Here is a 22,924-nt window from a genome sequence, read left to right as displayed (position 1 = left end):
CCGGGTAAAAGGGTGGAGAATAATTCTATTTCCTGTGCAGAGACTATCAACAAGGAGGTATATGATGTTCTCATTTATCGTTCACGTCTTCATTTCTTTATTCGCAGTATCGAATCCGATCGGAAACGTACCGATATTTCTGACGCTGACAGAAGGCTATACTGCAGCGGAAAGAAAAGCGATTGCCCGGAAGGCAGCTATTTTATCCTTTTTTATTCTCGCGGCTTTTTTGGTTTTCGGCCATCTTATCTTTAAACTGTTTGATATCAACATTCACGCGCTCCGAGTGGCGGGCGGCATATTCATATTCGGCATTGCCTATAATCTATTGAATGCGAAAGAATCACACGTGCAATCTCTTCACCATGATGAACATAAGGAAAGCAAGGAAAAAGCGGATATATCAGTCACACCTTTATCCATTCCGATTATTGCTGGGCCCGGAACGATTGCAACAGTGATGAGCCTTTCCGCCGGTCATAGCGGCATTGGTCATTATGCGGCTGTCATGATCGGCATAGCCGCCGTTATTGCCCTGACCTTTCTCTTTTTCCACTATTCTGCTTTTATCAGCAGCAAACTCGGAAAAACCGAGATGAATGTGATTACCAGACTGATGGGATTAATCTTAGCCGTGGTTGCGGTCGGGATGATTGGTGCCGGGCTAAAAGGCATGTTTCCGGTCTTAACTTCATGATGCAAAAAGCAGCTCTCTTATTTTAGAGAGCTGCATTCTTTTGTTTTCGGCACATACCGAAAGACTTCCTCACTCTCAAAAAATTCAATCAACCTGCTCAGCCAATCATAGTAATGAAGCCATTCTTTTAATTCATTCAGCAGCTGATTGACTTTCTCTTCCGCTTCCGGGGTAAGCCCGTCCCTTTGTAAAAGATCACTCAGCTCCCGGTTTAATTTTTTATACAGCACTTTGTTTTTGCTCACGACCTTTGTCCAATTCGCCGCAAATAAAGAAATGAAGGTTTGATAATAATCCTGCTCGACGTCATAAAGGTCTTTTCGTACGCCTTTTTCAAACACCTTTTCGGCGATATTGGCATCGATCATTTCCCGGACAACCTGGCTCATCCGTGTTTTGCTCATGCCCGTTGCCTCAGAGAGCTCGCTTAAGGTCATTGGTTTTCGATTCATATAAATAATTCCGAGCACACGTCCGACAGTTGAAGGCATTCCAAACGTATGCATATTTTCGGCAATCTTCTCAATGAGATGCTCTTCAGCATGTTCAATGATGTCGAGAGCGGTTTTTTTCACAGCTGATCATCCCTTCAAATGGCAATTGATGGTGTCAATATATCATATTTCTTCCTGGTGTTGAAAATAGCTGAATGCAGAGGAAGTGGGAGGTATCCGGAGTAATTGTAAGAACACCCTTTCCGTCTCGGTCATAACAATAAATAATCTATAAATAACATATAATTTCAACACATTGTAAACTTTTTATTTTACAAAGTTCAAACTATAATAAGGATTATACTTTTCAGAAAATTTAAAGGAAACCTGCGGAGGTGCACGGATTGCTGAAATTGGAACAAGTGTCAAAAGTATATAAAGGCGGCAAAAAAGCTGTGAACAGCATTGATTTAGATATTGCAAAAGGTGAATTTATCTGTTTTATCGGCCCGAGCGGCTGCGGAAAAACGACGACGATGAAGATGATCAACAGACTGATAGAACCATCGTCTGGAAGGATCTTTATCGACGGAGAAAATATTATGGAACAGGACCCGGTTGAGCTGAGGAGAAAAATCGGCTATGTGATACAGCAGATTGGTTTGTTCCCCCATATGACCATCCAGCAGAACATCTCACTCGTACCAAAGCTGCTGAAATGGCCTGAGGAAAAACGGAAAGAACGGGCGCGCGAGCTGTTAAAGCTTGTGGATATGGGCCCAGAGTATTTAGACCGTTATCCGCATGAGCTCAGCGGCGGACAGCAGCAGAGAATCGGCGTGCTGCGCGCCCTGGCAGCGGAACCCCCTCTCATTTTAATGGATGAACCGTTCGGAGCGCTTGATCCGATTACGCGTGATTCCCTTCAGGAAGAATTCAAAAAACTGCAGAGAACCTTAAACAAAACGATTGTGTTTGTAACCCACGATATGGATGAAGCGATTAAGCTTGCCGACAGGATTGTGATATTAAAAGCGGGAGAAATCGTTCAAGTCGGCACACCTGATGAGATTCTTCGAAACCCGGCAAATGAGTTTGTTGAAGAATTTATCGGGAAAGAGCGCCTGATTCAGTCAAGACCGGATATCGAGCGGGTAGAGCAAATGATGAACAGAACGCCGGTGACGGTATCTGCGGACAAAACGCTTTCTCAGGCGATTCAGCTGATGAGAGAAAAACGTGTTGACTCGCTGCTCGTTGTGGACCGGCAAAACGTGCTGAAGGGCTATGTTGATGTGGAAATGATTGATCAAAACCGCAAAAAAGCGAGCATCGTTGGCGATGTATACCGTTCAGATATATATACCGTTCAAAAAGGGGCGCTTCTTCGCGATACAGTCCGAAAAATTTTGAAGCAGGGGATCAAGTATGTTCCGGTCGTCGATGAACAGAACCATTTAGCAGGGATTGTGACAAGAGCGAGCCTTGTTGATATCGTATACGATTCCATTTGGGGCGACGAGGAAAACCAGCTCATGACGATCTGACCAGGGGAGGAGCTCTTTTAAGATGAATCAAATGATGACTTTTTTGCAAACGAACGGCGGAGAGCTGTTGTATAAAACAGGAGAGCATTTATATATTTCACTCATAGCCGTTGTATTGGGCATTATCGTTGCAGTGCCGCTCGGCGTTGCTCTTACCAGAATGAAAAAAGGCGCAGGTGCGGTAATCGGTTTCGTAAACATTGTGCAAACCCTGCCGAGTCTGGCGATTTTAGCCTTTTTTATTCCGCTTCTCGGCGTAGGAAAAGTGCCTGCGATTGTCGCTTTATTTTTCTATTCGGTGCTGCCGATCCTGCGCAATACGTATACCGGCATTAAAGGTGTAAATAAAAACCTCCTGGAATCGGGGAAAGGGATTGGCATGACCGGCTGGGAGCAGATTCGGCTCGTTGAAATCCCGCTGGCGATTCCCATCATCATGGCGGGGATCCGCACATCAACGATCTATCTAATTGGCTGGGCGACACTTGCGTCGTTTATCGGGGGGGGCGGCCTCGGGGACTATATTTTTATCGGCCTGAACCTATACCAGCCTGAATATATCATTGGCGGTGCCGTGCCTGTCACAATTCTGGCAATTATTATTGATTATGTGCTGGCTGTGACAGAACGAAAGGTGACGCCGAAAGGCTTGCAAGGGATGAAGGAAGTTTCGTAAGGAGTTGGCACTGTTGAAAATGACAAAAATCAAATGGCTTGGCGCGTTTGCTCTCGTCTTTGTCATGCTGCTAGGCGGCTGCTCTCTGCCGGGTCTAGGCGGCGCTTCTGACGATACGATCAAAATCGGGGCGCAGAGCATGACAGAATCAGAAATTGTAGCGAATATGATCGCGCAGCTTATTGAACATGATACAGATTTGAATACTGCTTTAGTGAAAAACCTCGGCTCAAACTATGTTCAGCACCAAGCGATGCTGGGCGGTGACATTGATATTTCAGCCACGCGCTATTCCGGAACAGATTTAACAAGCACCCTCGGCAAGGAAGCGGAGAAAGATCCGAAAAAAGCGCTGAACATTGTGCAGAACGAGTTTCAAAAACGCTTTTCCTATAAATGGTTTGATTCCTACGGCTTTGATAACACATATGCCTTCACCGTAACAAAAAAGTTTGCGGAAAAGGAGCATATTAACACCGTGTCCGACCTGAAAAAAAATGCCTCCCAATATAAATTAGGCGTCGACAATGCTTGGCTGAAACGAAAAGGCGACGGGTATAAAGGCTTTGTCAGCACATATGGCTTTGAGTTCGGCACAACTTATCCGATGCAGATCGGGCTTGTCTATGACGCAGTCAAAAATGGGAAAATGGACGCCGTTTTGGCTTATTCAACGGATGGACGGATTAAAGCATATGATCTGAAAATCTTAAAAGATGATAAGCGTTTCTTTCCACCGTATGACTGTTCACCGGTGATTCCGGAAAAGGTGCTTAAGGAGCATCCGGAACTTGAAGGTGTGATCAATAAGCTGATTGGGCAAATCGACACGGAAACGATGCAGGAACTTAATTATGAGGTGGATGGCAAGCTGAAGGAGCCGTCTGTCGTAGCAAAGGAATTTTTAGAGAAACATCATTATTTTGACTAAGAAAAGAGGTGGATCATATGGAAGTACTACAGCAGCTTGGCACATACTATTCGCAAAACGGCGGTTATGTGCTGCAGGAGTTTTACCGCCATTTTCTGATGTCGGTATACGGCGTTTTATTTGCCGCCATTGTTGGAATTCCGCTCGGCATCCTGATAGCCAGATACAGAAGATTAAGCGGATGGGTTTTTGCGGTCACGAACGTCATTCAGACGATCCCGGCTCTCGCCATGCTCGCCGTGCTGATGCTTGTCATGGGGCTGGGCGCTAATACGGTGATATTGTCATTATTTCTGTATTCTCTTCTGCCGATTATCAGAAATACGTATACTGGGATTATCAGTATTGAGCACGCCTATCTTGAATCCGGAAAAGCAATGGGGATGACAAAATTTCAAGTGCTGCGGATGGTCGAGCTTCCGCTTGCGCTTTCTGTCATAATGGCCGGCCTGCGCACCGCGCTTGTCATTGCCATCGGCATTACGGCCATCGGGACATTTGTCGGTGCTGGCGGTCTCGGGGACATCATCGTCAGAGGATCAAACGCCACAAACGGAACCGCGATTATATTAGCGGGAGCGATCCCCACAGCTCTGATGGCGGTGATTGCCGATTTGGTCATGGGCTGGCTTGAACGAGCATTAAGCCCGATTAAAAAGAGAAAGAAGAAAAACTTGGCAGGTGCCGCATAAGAAAAAACGCCTTGTAATGACAGGGCGTTTTTTACGGCTTCGGCACATATTTAAAAATGTCTTCGCTCTCAAAAAACTCAATCAAACGGCTGAGCCAATTATAATAATCGAGCCATTCCTTTAATTCCTTCAGCAGCTCATTCACTTTTTCTTCCGCTTCAGGAGTAAGCTCTTCATCCAACACGCTAAGTAGCTCCCGATTGAGTTTTTTATGCATCATTTTGTTTTTGCTGACGACTTTGCTCCAGGTGGCTGAAAACAGCGTGATAAATGTTTGATAGTAGTCCTGCTCAACCTCATATAAATCTTTTCGCACGCCTTTTTCGAATACCTTCTCGGCAATGTTGGCATCAAGCATTTCCCGCACTACCTGGCTCATACGTGTTTTGCTCATGCCGGTGGCCTCAGATAATTCCGTAAGCGTCATCGGTTTTCGATTCATATAAATAATGCCCAGCACACGTCCGACGGTAGAGGGCATTCCAAATGCATGCATGTTTTCCGCGATTTTTTCTATAAAATGGTCCTCGGCTTGTTCAATGATCGTTAACGGATCTTTCTCCAACGGTTTCATCCTTTCAGCTAACAATTCCGATGTCAATATACCACATTTTTGATACGGCGAAAATGCTGTCAAAAGAGAATTTGGCAGGAAATTGGAGCAATAAGGAGATCAACACACGTCAATGCGGGTAAATCAGCGTTTACACATACTTTATAAATAATATGAACAAATTGTAAACTTTTTATTTTATAAACTTTATTCTATAATGGGAAGCATTCAATTGTCTGAAAAATTAAATTTAAACTGAACAAATTGAATAAACTTAATTTTGGAGGTGCGATGTTTGCTGACATTAGAAAATGTCTCGAAAACATACAAGGGCGGCAAAAAAGCTGTGAACAACGTAAATCTTAAGATTGCAAAAGGCGAATTTATCTGCTTTATCGGGCCGAGCGGCTGCGGAAAAACGACAACAATGAAAATGATTAACCGATTAATTGAGCCTTCCGCCGGAAAGATTTTCATTGACGGCGAAAACATCATGGACCAGGATCCTGTAGAGCTCAGGCGCAAAATTGGCTATGTGATTCAGCAGATCGGCCTGTTTCCCCATATGACCATTCAGCAGAATATCTCACTCGTCCCAAAACTGCTGAAATGGCCGGAGCAGCAGCGGAAAGAACGGGCGCGTGAGCTTTTAAAATTGGTCGATATGGGGCCTGAATATTTAGACCGTTACCCTCATGAATTAAGCGGGGGGCAGCAGCAGCGTATTGGTGTATTACGGGCACTTGCCGCGGAGCCGCCGCTTATCTTAATGGATGAACCGTTTGGGGCACTCGACCCGATTACGAGGGATTCCCTCCAGGAAGAATTTAAAAAACTGCAAAAAACCTTACATAAAACCATCGTATTTGTTACCCATGATATGGATGAAGCGATTAAGCTGGCAGACCGGATTGTGATTTTAAAAGCGGGAGAAATCGTTCAAGTTGGAACGCCCGATGACATTTTAAGAAATCCGGCAGACGAATTTGTTGAGGAATTTATCGGCAAGGAGCGGCTGATTCAGTCATCCAGCCCGGATGTTGAACGGGTTGACCAGATTATGAACACACAGCCTGTAACGATCACCGCGGATAAAACGCTTTCTGAGGCCATTCAGCTGATGAGGCAGGAACGGGTCGATTCATTGCTGGTCGTCGATGACGAGCACGTTCTGCAAGGCTATGTCGATGTTGAAATCATTGATCAATGCCGGAAAAAGGCCAATCTCGTAGGTGAGGTTTTACATGAAAATATATACACAGTACTGGGCGGCACACTGCTGCGCGACACGGTCCGCAAAATTTTAAAACGGGGTGTCAAATATGTTCCCGTTGTGGATGAAGACCGACGCCTGATCGGAATTGTGACGAGGGCAAGTCTGGTCGACATCGTGTATGACTCCCTCTGGGGAGAAGAAAAGCAGCTCGCAGCATTGTCATAGGGAGGGGCGATAAGTCATGCATCATATTGTTCAATTTTTGCAAATCAATGGGGGCGAGCTTCTTTATAAAACATACGAGCATATTACGATATCGCTCATTGCTGTGATCTTAGGCGTGCTGGTTGCCGTCCCCCTCGGGGTTGTGCTTACCAGAATGAAAAAAGGAGCCGGCACCATTATCGGCATTGTCAATATCATTCAGACGCTGCCGAGTCTGGCCATCCTCGCTTTTTTTATCCCGCTCCTTGGTGTAGGAAAGGTTCCGGCCATTGTGGCTTTGTTTTTCTATTCCGTATTGCCGATTCTACGCAACACGTATACCGGCATTCGCGGCGTCAACAAAAATCTGCTCGAGTCTGGCAAAGGCATCGGAATGACGCCGGCTGAACAAGTCCGCTTGGTGGAGCTGCCGCTTGCCGCGCCAGTGATCATGGCGGGAATCAGAACATCGACGATTTACTTAATCGGCTGGGCCACGCTTGCTTCCTTTATCGGAGGCGGCGGATTGGGTGATTACATTTTTATCGGACTGAATTTATATCAGCCGGAATATATCATCGGGGGCGCGGTACCTGTCACGATATTGGCAATTGTGATTGATTATGTGCTGGCAGTTGCTGAACGAAAACTGACACCTGCCGGCATGCAGAGATTGAAGGAATTGTCATAAGGAGGCGGCTCATGAAAAGAAAATATCTCAAATTAATGATAGGTTTAGCACTTGTGGCAACGCTGACGCTGAGCGGATGTTCGCTTCCTGGTCTCAGCGCTGCTGCAGACCAGACCATTAAAATCGGCGCGCAAAGCATGAGCGAATCAGAAATCATCGCCAGCATGCTTGGTCAGTTGATCGAACACCATACAGATCTCAAAACAACAACGATTAAAAATCTTGGCTCCAACGCGGTGCAGCAGCAGGCTTTAATGAACGGGGAAATCGACATTGCCGCCACAAGATATACGGGAGACGCGCTGACAGGCACGCTGAGAATGGAACCTGAAAAAGATCCGGACAAAGCGCTGGCGCTTACTCAGCGGGAGTTTAAAAAAAGATATGATTTAAAGTGGTATGACTCCTACGGGTTTGATAATACATATGCCTTTACAGTCAGCAAGGAGTTGGCCGACCAATACCATTTAGAGACCGTATCAGACGTTAAAAAATGGGCGCCGCAATTAAAGCTGGGCGTTGATAACTATTGGATGAAGCTCAAAGGAAACGGCTATCAGGATTTTACGAAAACCTACGGCATGACATTCGGCGGCACGTATCCGATGCAGATCGGCCTTGTGTACGACGCGGTGAAAAGCGGAAAAATGGACATTGTGCTTGCGTATTCAACCGATGGAAGAATCAAGTCCTATGGTCTCAAAATGCTAAAGGATGATAAACAATTTTTCCCGCCGTACGACTGTTCTCCGGTTGTTCCGGAAAAGGTGCTCAAAGAACATCCTGAGCTTGAAGGCATCATCAAGAAAATGCTCGGAAAAATCGACACAGCCACGATGCAGGAGCTTAACTATGAAGTCGACGGCAATCTCAAAGAACCGTCTGTCGTTGCCAAGGAATATTTAGAAAAACATCACTACTTCGAATCGTGAAAGGGGGAAGAGGTCAATGAACGTGCTTGAACAGTTAATGACGTATTACGCGCAGAATGGCAGTTACGTCATGGATGAATTCGGCCGCCACTTTCTCATGTCGGCTTACGGCGTTTTATTTGCCGCTGTCGTCGGGGTTCCGGCCGGAATCCTCATCGCGCATTTTCGCCGTTTGTCAGCCTGGGTGTTTGCAGTAACAAACGTTATTCAAACAATCCCGGCGCTCGCTATGCTGGCCGTCTTAATGCTTGTTATGGGGCTCGGCGCAAATACCGTGATTCTATCATTATTTCTGTATTCCCTGCTGCCGATTATTCGAAACACGTACACAGGCATTATCAGTATTGAGCATGCCTACTTAGAATCGGGAAAAGCAATGGGCATGACGAAATTCCAAGTGCTCAGAATGGTTGAGCTCCCGCTCGCACTTTCTGTCATTATGGCGGGCCTTCGCACAGCTCTCGTCATTGCCATTGGAATTACTGCGATCGGCACATTTGTCGGTGCCGGAGGCCTTGGGGACATGATCGTCCGCGGCTCAAACGCGACAAACGGAACTGCGATTATTCTAGCCGGAGCGATACCAACTGCGGTGATGGCGGTAGGGGCGGATTTGCTCATGGCTTGGCTGGAGCGGGCATTAAGTCCGGTGAAGAAAAAAAGAACCGGGGCGAAACATGTTCAATCAGCTGCATAGAATAGAAAAAGAGGCTGGAGTCCAGCCTCTTTTTTCTATTTAAATCGTAAACTGACCCATCTTCTCATTAAGCTCATTGGCCAGCTGCTCAAGCTCTTCAGCATTTAGAAGCACTTGATCCATCGAATGGGCGGATTGCTCGGTAATTGAAAATGTTTCTTCAATGCCGGCGGCAGACTCTTCGGATACAGAAGCGATATTTTCAATCGATTGATTGATGGTAATCGATTGGTTTGTTAACAGCTTCAGGCCATCCGTTACTTCCTTAATGCTGTCTGCAACATGGGTAACGGATTGCTTGATATGCTGCATAGCCTGTCCGGTGTCTGTAAGGTTTTCCGTTCCTTTTTCGACTTCTGTAAAGCTGCTTTCCAAGTACGTAATAACGGAGTGGATTTCCTGCTGTGTCCCGTTTACAATCCGGGTAATGTCCTGCACAGAATCAGAAACGCCGTCAGCCAGCTTTCTGACCTCCTCTGCCACAACGGCGAAGCCTTTGCCGCTTTCTCCTGCGCGGGCAGCTTCAATCGCGGCGTTAAGGGACAGCAAATTCGTCTGCTCGGCAATCCCGTTGATGACCTGAACGAGCTTGTTGATATCCTGAGAATGCTGTTCAAGTGATCTCACTTTATGAACGGCTTCTTGAACGATATGGTGGATGGTTTTCATTTGCTGTAATGACGTAGCCATATTTTCGTTTCCGCTTACCGCGAGTTCGAGAACGTTTTGAGACGTATCGCTGATTGTAATGCCGTGATTATAGGCTTTATCAATGTTTTCAGTGAACTCATTCATCGATTCGGCAATCGTCACCGCGTCTTGGGCCTGCTGTTCAGAGCCCTCAGCCATTTCGTTCATCGTTTCAGTAATATGTTTGCTGCCGGATCTTGTTTCATTCGTTGCGGTTGCAAGCACCTGCGAAGAAGAAAGAACCCGGCTTGATATGTCTTTAGAATATCCGACAATATCTCTCAGATTCCCTACCATTTTTTGCAACGCTTCATTCAGATCACCCAGCTCGTCTTTTGAGTTGAGCGGCTCCATATCGTTCGACAGATCGCCTTCGGCAATATGATTGGCAGATTCCTTCATGCGAATGATAGGCTTTACAATGTTTCGCGTGATATAAAGCCAGATGAAAATGCTGATGAGGACCGATGCTGCCACAAGCAAAGCAGTGTAAATGAGCCCTTTATGATAGACGGCCTTCGTTTCTTTTACCGCTGTGTTGCTGCCTTCTTGATTTAAGTCAACAAGCTGAGTGATTGTTTTTTTCATATCCTCAAAGCTGGCCTCAGTCTGAACCAATAAACCTCTTGCTTTGTCCATGTCATTCGTGCGGCCGCTTTCGATAATTTGCGCATGAATATCCATATAGGTATTCACTTCAGTTTGAAGCTGCTCGAACAGTTTCTGCTCTTTATCAGTGGAGATCGTTTTTTCGTAGTTATCGAGCTTTTGGTTAATGTCTTCCATGATTTGATTCATTTCTTGATCAAGTGTATCCATTTTGCTTTTGTCTGTATAAATCAGAAAGTCCTTTTCTTTAGAAGACAGGTGCTCGGTTACATAATTAATTGAAGTGATTCCTTTGATGCCGTCAATCCATTTTGTGTTGATTTCATCTGTTTTTTGAATGATATGCTGCATATTAAGAACGCCTATTCCGCCTACAAGTAAATTGATCAGGATCAGTGTCAAAAATACCAGGCTGAATTTGCGGGAAATCGTCAGTCGCATATAGTGGTCTCCTTTAAAAACGTAATGTGTGGATGTACTATATATCGGCTGAGAAATCGTTTTTTCACCTGGGAAAAAATAAAAAACGGCTCTTTTCTCGTCTTTGAGATCAGAACCGTTTTAGCAATTAGTCAAGAAAGGAAGGGTCAATCCATTCAGTCGCCCATTTAGAAATCTCACCTAGAATGGGGGCCAGTGCCTTTCCTTTATCAGTCAATGAATATTCGATGCGAACCGGAGTTTCAGGGATGACATCCCGCTTCACTACTCCTTCAAGCTCAAGTTCTTTCAGCCGTTCTGACAGAACTCTGCCGCTTAGATTTGGAAGTGCTGCTTCAATTTCGCTAAATCGCTGCGATCCGTTCAAGAGCTGAAATACGATCAAAGCGACCCAGCGTTTACTCAAGATGTCGACTGCTTTTTCAAATCTAGGACACATTTCTGATTGGTTCATACTTTTCACCTCGTCTGTTACTATTATAACGCAAATAACGAGGGAGGGTATGCAAGCGTGATTGATAAAATATAGAAAGAGAAACAGGGGATTATGAGGAAGAGGCGCGTTTTTTTGCTTCTGAAGACAAAAAATCGAAGTATTTGCTGAGATTTTCAATATCCTGCTTTGAGAGATGTTCCCATTTTTGACTATTGAAAATCGGGAGGTGCTCCGCTCCGCGCGTGACAGCCGTCTGGTAAATTTCATAAACGGATTGATAGCTTTCTGATGCTTCGCGGATTTCTTCAGGAAAGGCCTGAATATGGCCTGCGGCGGCCATTAGGTTTTCGTACGGCACTTTCAGGACGGCTGCTAGTTTTTTAATCGTGGCGGGTTTTGGCGTCCCGCGTTTGCCGTTTTCAATTTTTGAAATGGTGGCCGAGCTGATGCCTGAGTACACCGCAAGCTGATTCACTGTCAGTTTGCGGGCGCGGCGCAGCTCCCGTAATTGCTGTCCGAACGGTGACATGGTCTATCGCCTCACATTTCTATCAAGAGTCAGTCATCAGCAGACCGTTTTTTGGCTTCGTCTGAAATAAACGAAAAATAATGATCCAGCATGAGCAAATCTTCTTTATTGAGATATTGCCACTTTTCGTTCTCAAGAAGCGCAAGGTTTTTCAGGTCATAGGCCTCCGCTTTTTCAAGCAGCTTGCACTTCGTTTCGTAAGGGGCCCTGGCTTCATGCACTTCTTCGATGTAACCAGCCTTGTACATAAGCCCCTCATAAGGAATTTTTAAGGCCTCTGCCAGTTTTTTGATGGTGGCAGGTTTGGGAACGCCCCGTTTTCCGTTTTCGATTCTGGAGATGCCGGCCGCGCTTACGCCTGAATAAGTCGCCAGCTGGTTGACTGTTAACTTTCTCTCTTCACGCAATGCCCGTAATTGTTCGCCAAAGCTTTCCATATATCTCACCCCGTCCCTCACTGTTACTCATATTTTAGTATGTTTATTGACTAAAGGGAATAGGTAGACTGGAAATGTATTGACAAAAGTTAACATAAGCCGTAATGTAAAAGTATAGAAAAAAGTTTTTCAGGAATGGAAGGTGAGGAAAGTGCCAGTAGAAAAGATACAGATTAGACGTGATTATGTCTTGCAGTATATGGTTAATAACGATTATTCCCTTAATCAGCTTGCGCTGGAAATCGGAGTCTCACCCGCCACACTGAGCCGCGTGCTGAATGGAGAAAGACGGCCGGGGCAGCTTGTGATCGGTAAAATGCTTCACTATTTTAATTTGAAATTTGAGGATCTTTTTTACTATGATTTTGTTGACAAAAGTCAATAAAGTAACAAAAAACGCAAGGAAGCCAAGCGTTTTCTATTCCTATGAATGATGTGTCAGCACAAACCCTGTCACCAGCTCATTGCACGTTTTCCATTGTTTTGTCGGCAATTGATGTCCCTGATATTCCAATCTGAAAAATTCGGCATGTCTGCACGATCTTCGGTAATAGCCTGCGTTTGTAAAGGTCCAGTCCCGCAGTCCGCCATACATAAACAGCATTGGCATGTCTAGGCGGGGCAGCTGTTCAATGCAGTTGTAGCCAAGCGAATCCAGATAATACTGATGCCAATGGTCCAGGTCTGCTTTTTTCATATGGTCTGTTAATATGCTGCGAAGCTGTCTGTCTTTTGTGTGGCTGCCAGCGAGGATTTTCATGAGCAAACCGGGGTTTTTTTCAAGCAGATACATTCCCAGTTTGTGCAGCTTCTGGCCGATTACGTTATGAACAGCGGGGTAGGCGCCGGACAGAATAAGGTGTGACACTTTGTCCGGGCGGGTGAAGCCGATATGCTGCGCGATTAAGCCTCCGGCAGAATACCCGAATAACACAGCTTTATCAATGTCCAAAGCGTCCATGAATTGCGCGATCTCGTTTGCGTAATAGGAAATAGACGCTGGCTGATCGATGTGATCACTATCACCGTGGCAGCTTAAATCGGGAAAAATCACCCTGAAATGCTTGGATAGAAGGCGCTGATAATAAAAAACCTTGCGTCCCATGCCCGGCGGGTGGATAAAAATGATAGGGATTCCCTGTCCATATTCTTCATAAAAAAGATGTTTCCTGCTGTCTATGCTGATAAGCGGCATCGCTTTTCTCCTTTGGCCTTTTCATATGAATAGGGTAACCAAGATAAAACGTCTTATCCGGCCTTTTGGCGTCTGATACAGCGTGACATGCCAACCCTTTTCATGTAAAATAGAAGTAATGTAGCCAGTGAGTCTGGAGGTGTATGGGATGCACGCAGTTTTGATTACCTTATTGGTTATCGTCAGCATTGCACTTATTATTGTCGTTTTGCTTCAATCCAGTAAAAGCGCCGGATTATCTGGTGCGATTTCAGGCGGAGCGGAGCAGCTCTTCGGGAAACAAAAAGCAAGAGGTCTTGATTTAATTTTGCACCGCATTACGGTAGTGCTGGCAGTCTTGTTTTTCGTGTTAACGATTGCGCTTGCTTATATCCTATAGGGCAATGTTTGTATAAGGTCTGATGTGAAGTCAGGCCTTTTTCACGTTTCTGGATGATATTCAAAACGTTTTTTTCTGATTAAACTGTGGAAAACTATAATGATCGTGCAGATAGAAAGGGAGACATGAGCATGAAAGTTGTGACACCAAAACCATTTACATTTAAAGGCGGAGACAAAGCGGTGCTTTTGCTGCACGGCTTTACAGGCAATACAGCGGATGTAAGGATGCTGGGACGATATTTGAATGAACGCGGCTATACGTGCCACGCGCCTCAATATGAAGGACATGGCGTCCCGCCTGAAGAACTTGTACATACGGGGCCCGAAGACTGGTGGAAAAACGTAATGGATGGCTATGAATACTTAAAATCTGAAGGCTATGAGAGCATTGCTGCCTGCGGACTGTCGCTTGGCGGGGTTTTTTCGCTGAAATTGGGTTACACTGTACCCATAAAGGGAATTGTCCCAATGTGCGCACCGATGCATATTAAGAGTGAAGAGGTCATGTATCAAGGCGTTCTTTCATACGCTCGCAATTACAAAAAGTTTGAGGGGAAAAGCCCGGAGCAAATTGAAGAGGAAATGAAAGAATTCGAAAAAACGCCGATGAATACCCTCAAGGCGCTGCAAGACTTAATTGCTGATGTGCGGAATAATGTCGATATGATTTATTCACCGACATTTGTGGTGCAGGCCCGTCATGACCACATGATTAATACCGAAAGCGCCAATATTATTTACAACGAAGTGGAAACTGATGATAAACAGCTGAAATGGTACGAGGAATCAGGGCATGTCATTACACTCGACAAAGAACGTGACCTCGTCCATCAGGATGTGTATGAATTTTTAGAGAATCTCGATTGGTAATCAACAGGAGGTCGGATAATGGAAAAAGAAGCATTTATGGAAAAGCTTCTCTCGTTTATGAAGGAAGAGGCGTACAAACCTCTGACCGTTCAGGAACTTGAGGAGATGTTAAATATTACGGAAGCCGAGGAGTTTAAAGAGCTCGTCAAAGCGTTAGTCGCCTTGGAAGAAAAAGGCCTTATCGTACGGACGAGAAGCGACCGTTACGGCATTCCGGAGAAGATGAATTTAATAAAAGGAAAGATTTCAGCGCATGCGAAAGGATTCGCCTTTTTGCTGCCTGAGGATACGTCGTTAAGTGATGTGTTTATTCCGCCTAATGAGCTAAATACGGCAATGAACGGCGATATCGTCATGGTGCGTCTGAACTCACAATCAAGCGGCTCCAGGCAGGAAGGAACCGTCATACGGATTTTAGAAAGAGCGATTCAGCGGGTTGTCGGCACGTATACAGAAACGAGAAACTTCGGCTTTGTCATTCCGGACGACAAAAAAATCACGAGTGACATCTTCATTCCGAAAAATGGGAAAAATGGAGCTGCGGAAGGGCATAAGGTTGTTGTCAAGCTGACGAGCTATCCTGAAGGCCGCATGAACGCAGAGGGTGAGGTTGAAACCATTCTCGGCCACAAAAACGACCCGGGCATTGATATTTTATCGGTCATTCATAAGCACGGCCTGCCGGGAGAATTTCCAGCTGACGCGATGGAACAGGCATCAAGTACGCCTGACACGATTGATGAAAAAGATCTGAAAGACCGCCGTGATCTCCGTGACCAGGTGATTGTCACCATTGATGGTGCGGATGCGAAGGATTTGGATGATGCAGTTACCGTGACGAAACTTGATGATGGAAGCTACAAGCTTGGCGTTCACATAGCTGATGTCAGCCATTACGTAACCGAAAACTCGCCGATTGACAAAGAAGCGCTTGAAAGAGGGACAAGTGTGTATCTGGTTGACCGTGTCATCCCGATGATTCCGCACAGATTGTCAAACGGCATCTGCTCCTTAAATCCAAAGGTTGACCGCCTGACGCTTTCTTGTGAAATGACAATTAACAGTCAGGGACAGGTGACAGAGCACGAGATCTTCCAAAGTGTCATCAAAACAACGGAAAGAATGACATATTCAGATGTGAATAAAATTCTTGTTGATGATGATGAAGAGCTGAAGCAAAAATACGAGCCTCTTGTTCCGATGTTCAAAGACATGGAGCGCCTGGCTCAAATTCTTCGCGATAAGCGGATGGACCGCGGCGCCGTTGACTTTGATTTCAAAGAAGCAAAGGTGCTTGTTGATGACGAAGGAGCGGTTAAAGACGTTGTGATCAGAGAACGCTCTGTCGCCGAGAAGCTGATTGAAGAATTTATGCTTGTAGCAAACGAAACAGTGGCAGAGCATTTCCATTGGATGAACGTCCCGTTTATATACCGGATTCACGAAGAGCCGAATGCTGAAAAGCTGCAAAAGTTTTTAGAATTTGTGACGACATTTGGCTATGTGGTGAAAGGAACGGCGGGGAATATTCATCCGCGCGCGCTGCAAAGCATTCTGGACGCTGTGCGTGACAGACCAGAGGAAACGGTTATATCTACTGTTATGCTCCGTTCGATGAAACAGGCGAAATACGACCCGCAAAGCTTGGGGCATTTCGGTCTGTCAACGGAATTCTATACGCATTTCACATCGCCGATCCGCCGTTACCCGGACTTAATCGTTCACCGTCTGATCCGAACGTATTTGATCAACGGCAAAGTCGATGAAGCGACACAGGAAAAGTGGGCTGAACGCCTGCCGGATATCGCCGAACATACATCATCTATGGAGCGCCGTGCAGTTGACGCCGAGCGTGAGACGGATGATCTGAAAAAAGCGGAATACATGCTTGATAAAATCGGTGAAGAGTTTGACGGCATGATCAGCTCTGTGACAAACTTCGGAATGTTCGTCGAGCTGCCGAATACAATTGAAGGACTCGTCCATGTCAGCTTTATGACAGATGACTACTACCGCTTTGACGAACAGCATTTCGCAATGATTGGCGAGCGGACAGGCAACGTCTTCCGCATCGGGGATGAAATCACAGTCAAGGTTGTCGATGTCAATAAAGATGAGCGCAATATCGACTTTGAAATTGTCGGCATGAAGGGCACTCCGCGGCGTCCGAGAGAATTGGACAGCAGCCGGAGCAGAAAACGCGGAAAGCCTGCCAGAAAACGTGTTCAAAGCACCAATACACCTGTTTCTCCAGCTCCGTCTGAGGAAAAAGGGGAGTGGTTCACTAAGCCGAAGAAGAAAAAGAAAAAACGCGGCTTCCAGAATGCTCCGAAACAGAAACGGAAAAAGAAGAAATAGCAGCTCAACCAGCAAATAGGGCCGCAGCGCTCTATTTGCTTTCTTTCGGAAACAGCTTTTCATTGTAGCGGTACGTGACATTTGGTAAAATAGAGCGTATCGCAAAAGGTGGACAGTTTTTCCTTAGAGAGAGGAGGTTCTGGCATGCCAAAAGGGTCAGGAAAAGTATTATCTCAAAATAAGAAAGCCAACCACGATTATTTTATAGAAGAAACCTATGAAACAGGCATCGTTCTGCAAGGAACCGAAATCAAATCGATTCGCGCCGGCCGCGTAAACCTTAAGGATTCCTTCGCCAAAATCGAACGGGGAGAAGTGTTTCTCCACAATATGCACGTCAGCCCATATGAGCAGGGAAACCGCTATAACCACGATCCGCTCCGGACAAGAAAGCTGTTAATGCACCGCAAGGAGATTAATAAGCTGATCGGGTTAACAAAGGAAAAAGGCTATTCTCTCGTTCCGCTGAAGCTGTATTTAAAAAACGGCTTTGCCAAAGTGCTTCTCGGCCTTGGAAAAGGGAAGAAGAACTATGACAAACGGGAAGATCTGAAGCGCAAGGACGCGAAGCGGGAAATCGAAAGAGCGTTCAGAGACAGTCAAAAAGGCTTCTAAAGGCATAGTGCTTGATTCGAAAATCAGGCCTGTGCTATACTGTGTTCACGATCAGATCACGACGCCATTCATTTGAAGGATTTGACAATTGAAAAGAGCCGTGATCATGTTATAATAAGACTATAGCCAGTTTGAGTGAGAGCTTGATATTTTCTCCCGTATTTCCCTTATACCAAGGGGACGTTACGGATTCGACAGGGATGGATCGAGCTTGAGCTGCGAGCCGAGAGGCGATCTCGTAAACACGCACTTAAATATAACTGGCAAAACTAACAGTTTTAACCAAAACGTAGCATTAGCTGCCTAATAAGCGCAGCGAGCTCTTCCTGACATTGCCTATGTGTCTGTGAAGAGCACATCCAAGTAGGCTACGCTTGCGTTCCCGTCTGAGAACGTAAGAAGAGATGAACAGACTAGCTCTCGGAAGGCCCGCCCGCAGGCAAGAAGATGAGTGAAACCATAAATATGCAGGCTACGCTCGTAGACGCTTAAGTAATCGATGTTTCTGGACGTGGGTTCGACTCCCACCGTCTCCATACATACTGACAATAAAGCAGAACCTCTTAAGAGGTTCTGCTTTATTTTTTCTCCAAACCACAGGCACCAAAAAGTGCGTACTTCCATTTCAATCCCAGCTGTTTCATACTGATTGCAGAGCAGATGTTTCACCAATCAGATTTCTGTCAATAAATAAGAGGAATCAAAAACGGAGGGATGAATAATGAAGCTGAATTTACAAGGAAAAACCGCATTGGTGACCGGTTCGACATCAGGGATCGGAAAAGCTATTGCCTCTTCATTAGCTGAAGAAGGTGCGGCAGTGATCATTAACGGACGCCGGGAAGAGAAAGTGAATCAGACGATAGATGAACTGAAAACACAACATGCTGAAGCGGTTCTTTATCCGGCCGCATTTGATTTGGGAACTGAAGAAGGCTGCAATAAGCTGTTTCAGGCATATCCAGAGGTTGATATTTTGGTCAACAATTTAGGGATTTTTGAACCGGCGGAGTACTTTGATATTCCCGATAATGAATGGTTTCGTTTTTTTGAAGTGAATATTATGAGCGGTGTAAGGCTGACACGCAGGTATTTGCATAACATGATAGAGAAAAAAGAAGGGCGTGTGATTTTCATTGCCAGTGAAGCGGCGATTATGCCGTCACAGGAAATGGCCCATTACAGTGCGACAAAAACGATGCAGCTGTCCATTTCCCGCAGTTTGGCGGAGCTGGCAACCGGCACGAATGTCACAGTCAACACCGTCATGCCGGGCTCTACCTTAACAGAGGGTGTGGAAACTATGCTGAACTCGCTGTATCCTGGTGAAAACCTGACTGTTCAAGAAGCTGAGGCACGTTTTATGAAAGAAAACCGGCCGACATCTATTATTCAAAGACTGATCCGTCCGGAAGAAATCGCCCACTTCGTTACATTTTTAAGCAGCCCGCTTTCCTCTGCGATCAATGGCGCGGCACTTCGGGCAGACGGCGGTTTGGTCCGCAGTGTCTTTTAAACCTCTCCCAACAGGAGAGGTTTTTTATATATTGTTGATTTCCATAAATTTCTGCCGTATAATATTGGTACCGAAATAGTTTTCTTGGTACCGAAAGCGGGGGATTAATATGGATAAAAGAATTCTGGCGGAAACTTTCCGGCTGATCAAGCAAAAAGGATTTTCATTTACGATGAATGATTTGGCTGCAGCGCTGGGAACGAGCAAACGGACGCTCTATGCATATTATTCATCTAAAGATCAGCTTGTTGAGGCGGTTGTCGAACAATTTTTAGCCGAAATGAAGCAAATGGAAAGAGACATCTATGAAAATGAAAGTTTAAATGTGCTTGAAAAGGTGAAAAAAATGCTGATCAGCCTTCCGCAGGGGATGGAACTGCTGAACATGGGATTATTAAATGAACTAAAGAAATACCATTACGATGCGTGGCTTACATTAGACACGTTTATTAAGGCAGAATGGGCCATTGTCCTAGAATTATTAAACGAGTGCAAGCAGCAAAAGAGAATCAGAAACATCAATCCGGACCTGTTTATTCACATGTATATAGGGAGCATCAATCAAGTGTATGACCCTGAATATCCGCTGAAACATCAGTTCACGACAGGAGAGGTGCTTGAATCAATTGTAGATGTTTTGTTTAACGGTATAACAGCTGATGAGGAGGCTGATGCGACGTGAATTGGGTGTTTCTATGCTTGGCGATTTTGTTTGAGGTTGCGGGAACTGTCAGCATGAAGCTATCGTCTGGTTTTACAAAGCTTATTCCCAGTTTGCTGTTGATTTTCTTTTATGGAGGGAGTCTTTTCTTTCTGACGCTTACGCTTAAATCCATTGATGTATCAGTTGCTTATGCTGTATGGTCAGGGATGGGAATTGTCCTGATTACAGTCGTTGGTTTTTTGTTTTTTCAAGAACATGTGAGTGTCATGAAAGTCATTTCAATTGGATTGATTATTGCCGGTGTTGTGTCTTTAAACCTGATCGAGCATGCTGCGGTGTCTGAGCCGGTACATAAAAGCGGGCAGTACAAATGAGATATATGAAGCTGTTTTTTCTCGTGACTGATATCGGTTTTATCTTGTACTGGCTGTCAGCCGGGTTTTCGCTCATACCGGAAAGCTGGGCTTTTAAACATCATGACCATCCGTTTATGATCGCTTGGAACTGGTCTTTTTTTCCGCTGGATATCCTGATTTCTGTCACAGGGTTGTACAGCTTGTACCTACAGCGGGTGAATCGTGCTGACTGGAAGCTGATGGCGCTGATTTCTCTTGTGCTGACCTGTTGTTCAGGTCTGCAGGCGCTATCATTCTGGACATTCAGCAGTGACTTTGATCTTGTGTGGTGGCTGTTTAATGGGTATCTATTGATTTATCCTTTATTTTTTATTCACCTGCTCTTAAAGGAAGGCAGAAGGACAAAACAGTCCTGACAGGTGCCGCTTTTATGATAATAAACTGATGTAATAAAGCAGAGACGGTATAAGTCTCTGTTTTTTTATCGGGCGCACCAATTGAGAAGCTAACCGCGTTTTTGGGCATACTAAAGCGAAGAAACGGGAAAAGTTCTACACATTCATTGAAAAGGATTTTGTCAAATGAACAAAACTGCTGCGAACAATCAAAGAATCATGCCTATCGTGAAGGATGCCTTTCGCATTCATGCAAATCCATTTCCTTGGAAAAAGGCTATCGGATCAGGTTTCGCTTCAGGGTTTCCTGTGCTGGTCGGAGCATTGGCAGGTCACACGGATTACGGATTAACTGCAAGTATCGGAGGCTTTGTTTATTTATATGCGGGCGGTGAATCATACAAAAAGCGCGCCTTGAAGCTGCTCTTGGTTTCCATTGGGATCGCCCTCTCATTTGGCTTAGGGACGCTTTTGTCCGGGATGCTTTGGATGATGGCGGCTGTTTTGGGGCTGATCGGTGCAGCGGCGATGTTTATTTTTAGCGCGCTCGGCATTCAAGGCCCTGCGCCGATGTTTTTTGTCATTGCCTTTTTAGTCAGTTCCGGGCTGCCGGCCGATCCTTCACAAGCGCTGTTCAGAGCGGGACTGACGTTTCTCGGCGGCATCTTCGCCATGGGTATCGCTTTAATCGGCTGGTTATCGAACAAACATGGACCGGAGGGAGCGGTGCTGCAAAAAACATATCATCAGCTGGCTGCATGTCTTTCAGCCGTCGGAACGCCAGGTTTTCATAACGCACAGCATCAGACCGTGCTCATGCTTAGAACAGCCCGCCAAACGGTTCTTGGGAAAGGGAACAGACGGAAAAAATCGCGGCATGATGAACGATTTTTCCGCCTCCTTGAAAAAGCTGACGACATATTCATTGCCATTATTCATTTTTCAGCTGAAACGCCGGACAGAGAGACCGCGCAGATTGAAAAGGCACTTCGCCAAACCGGAGATATGCTTGCGCATGCACGGGTTTCCGGTACGTTTCAGATTAATGAGAACGAATCTGAGCCTAGGCGGAAGCTGTTTGAAGAAATCAATGAGGTTTTGTATATCGCTTCAGGACGTTTTGATAAGCAGCTTGACGGGGAACCAAGCCGCCTGCCATCCTCTTTTTACTTTTTGAGAAATGCCTTTGACTGGAAGTCTCCAGTTTTGATTAGAGCGTTAAAGTACGGAATTGTTCTGTTTGCCGCCGATATGTTTGCCCTCGCATTCGGCTTTGCACGCTCCTATTGGATTCCGCTTTCGGCAGCAGCGGTCATGCTTGGCACTACTGTTGTTTTTACGCTTCACAGGGCTATTCAGCGTTCGGCCGGAACGGTGATCGGTGTTATACTGGCAGGCGCAATCCTGTTTTTTAAGCCGGGCGGTGTTTATATTGCGTTTTGTATTGCAGCGCTGCAATGTCTTCTTGAGATGCTGATCGTCCGCAATTATGCGTTGGCTGTTCCCTTTTTAACCGCAAATGCGCTTGTTATCACAGAAAGTATGCATGGCGGGGCGGGCGCCGGTTATTTTATGATAGCGAGGCTGACTGATGTAGCTGTCGGCAGCGTGATCGGGCTGTTGGGAACAATGCTTTTGTGGCGGCGGTTTTCAACCAAGCGGCTGCCAGAACTTGTGCGGAATGTCATCCGGCTGGAAGGGCAGTTTATGGAGAAACTGTTAACCGGGCAAATTGCCGACGAACACAAGTTAAGGGTGAGTCTTGTCAGGCTTCGGGATGCGTATGACAAGGCGCTTGGCGAGTTTCCTCACGCGAATGCGGAGGCGCTCTGGCCTGCCATTTCCGGTGCTCAGCACTTAGGGTACTATTTGCTCTCGGCGCAAGCTCACCGCCGTCCGCCTGCTCCGTTTTCTGATGAAGAGATCAACCAGCTGCGGGCGTTTTTTGAACGGGCTGAGCAATCCTTTATCATGAAAAGGATGCCTGCGGATATTCAAGTGCCGCATGTCCCTCATTATCCTCGAATCAGTAAAGAATTGTCTGCGCTGTATTCCGGCTTGAGAACAGCTTTTGAAAAGTAAGCTGTTTGGGAAAGTTAAATAATCTTTAATTCGAGATGTTTTACTTGAAAGTAAATTTCTTTGTCTCTATAATAAAGTCT

At 45.6% G+C, this 22,924-nt stretch carries 26 protein-coding genes and 1 other RNA gene; 20 read left to right on the top strand and 7 right to left on the bottom strand.

Features of this window, described 5'->3' with window-relative positions; all coding sequences use genetic code 11:
- Positions 1 to 61: 61 nt before the first annotated feature.
- Positions 62 to 697 (top strand): NAAT family transporter, encoded by a 636-nt coding sequence (locus NST79_RS17630; RefSeq protein WP_010886614.1) that lies wholly within the window; start codon positions 62 to 64, stop codon positions 695 to 697.
- Positions 698 to 714: 17 nt separating this feature from the next.
- Here the strand turns inward: NST79_RS17630 and opcR are convergent, their stop codons facing one another.
- Positions 715 to 1,272, bottom strand: coding sequence for an opuC operon transcriptional regulator OpcR (gene opcR / locus NST79_RS17625; RefSeq protein WP_003244093.1), 558 nt, complete (start codon positions 1,270 to 1,272; stop codon positions 715 to 717).
- A 263-nt stretch (positions 1,273 to 1,535) separates the two neighbouring features.
- Between opcR and opuCA the strand changes: the two genes are divergently transcribed.
- Genes opuCA through opuCD form a run of 4 tightly spaced genes read left to right on the top strand, consistent with a single transcriptional unit; the run spans position 1,536 to position 4,977 of the window.
- Positions 1,536 to 2,678, top strand: a complete 1,143-nt coding sequence (gene opuCA, locus NST79_RS17620) for an osmoprotectant ABC transporter ATP-binding protein OpuCA (protein WP_003243370.1) — start codon at positions 1,536 to 1,538, stop codon at positions 2,676 to 2,678.
- Positions 2,679 to 2,700: 22 nt separating this feature from the next.
- Positions 2,701 to 3,354 (top strand): glycine betaine/carnitine/choline/choline sulfate ABC transporter permease OpuCB, encoded by a 654-nt coding sequence (opuCB, locus tag NST79_RS17615; RefSeq protein WP_003228349.1) that lies wholly within the window; start codon positions 2,701 to 2,703, stop codon positions 3,352 to 3,354.
- Positions 3,355 to 3,373: 19 nt separating this feature from the next.
- On the top strand, positions 3,374 to 4,285 hold the full coding sequence (opuCC, locus tag NST79_RS17610; protein WP_003228350.1) for an osmoprotectant ABC transporter substrate-binding lipoprotein OpuCC: 912 nt from the start codon (positions 3,374 to 3,376) through the stop codon (positions 4,283 to 4,285).
- Positions 4,286 to 4,302: 17 nt separating this feature from the next.
- Positions 4,303 to 4,977, top strand: a complete 675-nt coding sequence (opuCD, locus tag NST79_RS17605; RefSeq protein ID WP_014478003.1) for a glycine betaine/carnitine/choline/choline sulfate ABC transporter permease OpuCD — start codon at positions 4,303 to 4,305, stop codon at positions 4,975 to 4,977.
- A gap of 31 nt (positions 4,978 to 5,008) precedes the next feature.
- On the opposite strand, the gene NST79_RS17600 is transcribed toward opuCD, so the two are convergent.
- The gene (locus tag NST79_RS17600; RefSeq protein WP_024571735.1) at positions 5,009 to 5,542 is read right to left on the bottom strand and encodes a GbsR/MarR family transcriptional regulator; all 534 of its coding nucleotides are present in this window, start codon (positions 5,540 to 5,542) and stop codon (positions 5,009 to 5,011) included.
- A 283-nt stretch (positions 5,543 to 5,825) separates the two neighbouring features.
- On the opposite strand from NST79_RS17600, the gene opuBA reads away from it, so the two are divergent.
- The 4 genes from opuBA to opuBD are packed head-to-tail and all read left to right on the top strand — an operon-like array spanning position 5,826 to position 9,270.
- Positions 5,826 to 6,971, top strand: a complete 1,146-nt coding sequence (gene opuBA / locus NST79_RS17595) for a choline ABC transporter ATP-binding protein OpuBA (RefSeq protein ID WP_085185750.1) — start codon at positions 5,826 to 5,828, stop codon at positions 6,969 to 6,971.
- A gap of 16 nt (positions 6,972 to 6,987) precedes the next feature.
- Positions 6,988 to 7,641, top strand: coding sequence for a choline ABC transporter permease OpuBB (gene opuBB, locus NST79_RS17590; protein WP_161986368.1), 654 nt, complete (start codon positions 6,988 to 6,990; stop codon positions 7,639 to 7,641).
- 11 nt (positions 7,642 to 7,652) lie between these two features.
- Positions 7,653 to 8,573 (top strand): choline ABC transporter substrate-binding lipoprotein OpuBC, encoded by a 921-nt coding sequence (opuBC, locus tag NST79_RS17585; protein WP_021480617.1) that lies wholly within the window; start codon positions 7,653 to 7,655, stop codon positions 8,571 to 8,573.
- A 16-nt stretch (positions 8,574 to 8,589) separates the two neighbouring features.
- Positions 8,590 to 9,270 (top strand): choline ABC transporter permease OpuBD, encoded by a 681-nt coding sequence (gene opuBD / locus NST79_RS17580; protein WP_003228374.1) that lies wholly within the window; start codon positions 8,590 to 8,592, stop codon positions 9,268 to 9,270.
- 39 nt (positions 9,271 to 9,309) lie between these two features.
- On the opposite strand, the gene NST79_RS17575 is transcribed toward opuBD, so the two are convergent.
- From NST79_RS17575 to rghR, 4 genes are all read right to left on the bottom strand, one after another.
- Positions 9,310 to 11,010, bottom strand: coding sequence for a methyl-accepting chemotaxis protein (locus NST79_RS17575; RefSeq protein ID WP_212060843.1), 1,701 nt, complete (start codon positions 11,008 to 11,010; stop codon positions 9,310 to 9,312).
- A 127-nt stretch (positions 11,011 to 11,137) separates the two neighbouring features.
- Entirely contained in the window at positions 11,138 to 11,464 is a 327-nt protein-coding gene (gene catR / locus NST79_RS17570; protein ID WP_003242888.1) for a catDE operon transcriptional regulator CatR, read from the bottom strand.
- A gap of 91 nt (positions 11,465 to 11,555) precedes the next feature.
- Positions 11,556 to 11,975 carry a helix-turn-helix transcriptional regulator gene (locus tag NST79_RS17565; protein WP_014480905.1) on the bottom strand — a complete coding sequence of 140 codons (420 nt, stop codon included), beginning with the start codon at positions 11,973 to 11,975 and terminating at the stop codon, positions 11,556 to 11,558.
- Positions 11,976 to 12,004: 29 nt separating this feature from the next.
- On the bottom strand, positions 12,005 to 12,412 hold the full coding sequence (gene rghR, locus NST79_RS17560) for a transcriptional repressor RghR (protein WP_003220034.1): 408 nt from the start codon (positions 12,410 to 12,412) through the stop codon (positions 12,005 to 12,007).
- A 151-nt stretch (positions 12,413 to 12,563) separates the two neighbouring features.
- Here rghR and NST79_RS17555 point away from each other — a divergent pair, with 151 nt between their 5' ends.
- Complete coding sequence (locus NST79_RS17555) at positions 12,564 to 12,797, top strand: helix-turn-helix transcriptional regulator (RefSeq protein WP_009968172.1); 234 nt, start codon at positions 12,564 to 12,566, stop codon at positions 12,795 to 12,797.
- Between the two features lie 39 nt (positions 12,798 to 12,836).
- On the opposite strand, the gene NST79_RS17550 is transcribed toward NST79_RS17555, so the two are convergent.
- Positions 12,837 to 13,607 carry an alpha/beta hydrolase gene (locus tag NST79_RS17550; RefSeq protein WP_212060841.1) on the bottom strand — a complete coding sequence of 257 codons (771 nt, stop codon included), beginning with the start codon at positions 13,605 to 13,607 and terminating at the stop codon, positions 12,837 to 12,839.
- A gap of 148 nt (positions 13,608 to 13,755) precedes the next feature.
- On the opposite strand from NST79_RS17550, the gene secG reads away from it, so the two are divergent.
- The 10 genes from secG (at position 13,756) to NST79_RS17500 (ending at position 22,844) form a co-directional block, all read left to right on the top strand.
- Positions 13,756 to 13,986 carry a preprotein translocase subunit SecG gene (gene secG, locus NST79_RS17545; protein WP_003220028.1) on the top strand — a complete coding sequence of 77 codons (231 nt, stop codon included), beginning with the start codon at positions 13,756 to 13,758 and terminating at the stop codon, positions 13,984 to 13,986.
- A gap of 131 nt (positions 13,987 to 14,117) precedes the next feature.
- Entirely contained in the window at positions 14,118 to 14,858 is a 741-nt protein-coding gene (locus NST79_RS17540; protein ID WP_212060838.1) for a carboxylesterase, read from the top strand.
- 18 nt (positions 14,859 to 14,876) lie between these two features.
- A complete protein-coding gene (rnr, locus tag NST79_RS17535) occupies positions 14,877 to 17,216 on the top strand; it encodes a ribonuclease R (RefSeq protein WP_003228386.1) in 2,340 nt (779 codons plus the stop codon).
- Between the two features lie 144 nt (positions 17,217 to 17,360).
- A complete protein-coding gene (gene smpB, locus NST79_RS17530; RefSeq protein WP_003220025.1) occupies positions 17,361 to 17,831 on the top strand; it encodes an SsrA-binding protein in 471 nt (156 codons plus the stop codon).
- A gap of 176 nt (positions 17,832 to 18,007) precedes the next feature.
- Positions 18,008 to 18,370, top strand: a transfer-messenger RNA (tmRNA) gene (ssrA, locus tag NST79_RS17525).
- 182 nt (positions 18,371 to 18,552) lie between these two features.
- The gene (locus NST79_RS17520; RefSeq protein WP_015251225.1) at positions 18,553 to 19,347 is read left to right on the top strand and encodes an SDR family oxidoreductase; all 795 of its coding nucleotides are present in this window, start codon (positions 18,553 to 18,555) and stop codon (positions 19,345 to 19,347) included.
- A gap of 109 nt (positions 19,348 to 19,456) precedes the next feature.
- Complete coding sequence (locus NST79_RS17515; protein ID WP_032722523.1) at positions 19,457 to 20,029, top strand: TetR/AcrR family transcriptional regulator; 573 nt, start codon at positions 19,457 to 19,459, stop codon at positions 20,027 to 20,029.
- Positions 20,026 to 20,385 (top strand): multidrug efflux SMR transporter, encoded by a 360-nt coding sequence (locus tag NST79_RS17510; RefSeq protein ID WP_003228392.1) that lies wholly within the window; start codon positions 20,026 to 20,028, stop codon positions 20,383 to 20,385. Before NST79_RS17515 ends, NST79_RS17510 begins: the two co-directional genes overlap by 4 nt.
- Positions 20,382 to 20,783: a YvaD family protein gene (locus NST79_RS17505; RefSeq protein ID WP_003242541.1), complete on the top strand. Its 402-nt coding sequence runs from the start codon at positions 20,382 to 20,384 to the stop codon at positions 20,781 to 20,783. The genes NST79_RS17510 and NST79_RS17505 overlap by 4 nt, the downstream gene beginning before the upstream one ends.
- Positions 20,784 to 20,948: 165 nt before the next feature.
- Positions 20,949 to 22,844, top strand: coding sequence for an FUSC family protein (locus NST79_RS17500; protein ID WP_212060835.1), 1,896 nt, complete (start codon positions 20,949 to 20,951; stop codon positions 22,842 to 22,844).
- The last annotated feature ends 80 nt before the right edge of the window (positions 22,845 to 22,924 follow it).

Origin of the sequence: Bacillus sp. PS196 (assembly GCF_037963555.1) — a bacterium.
Taxonomy (GTDB): Bacteria; Bacillota; Bacilli; order Bacillales; family Bacillaceae; genus Bacillus; species Bacillus subtilis.
The sequence above is the reverse complement of the archived record's forward strand: the minus strand, read 5'-3'. Positions and strand labels throughout refer to the sequence as shown.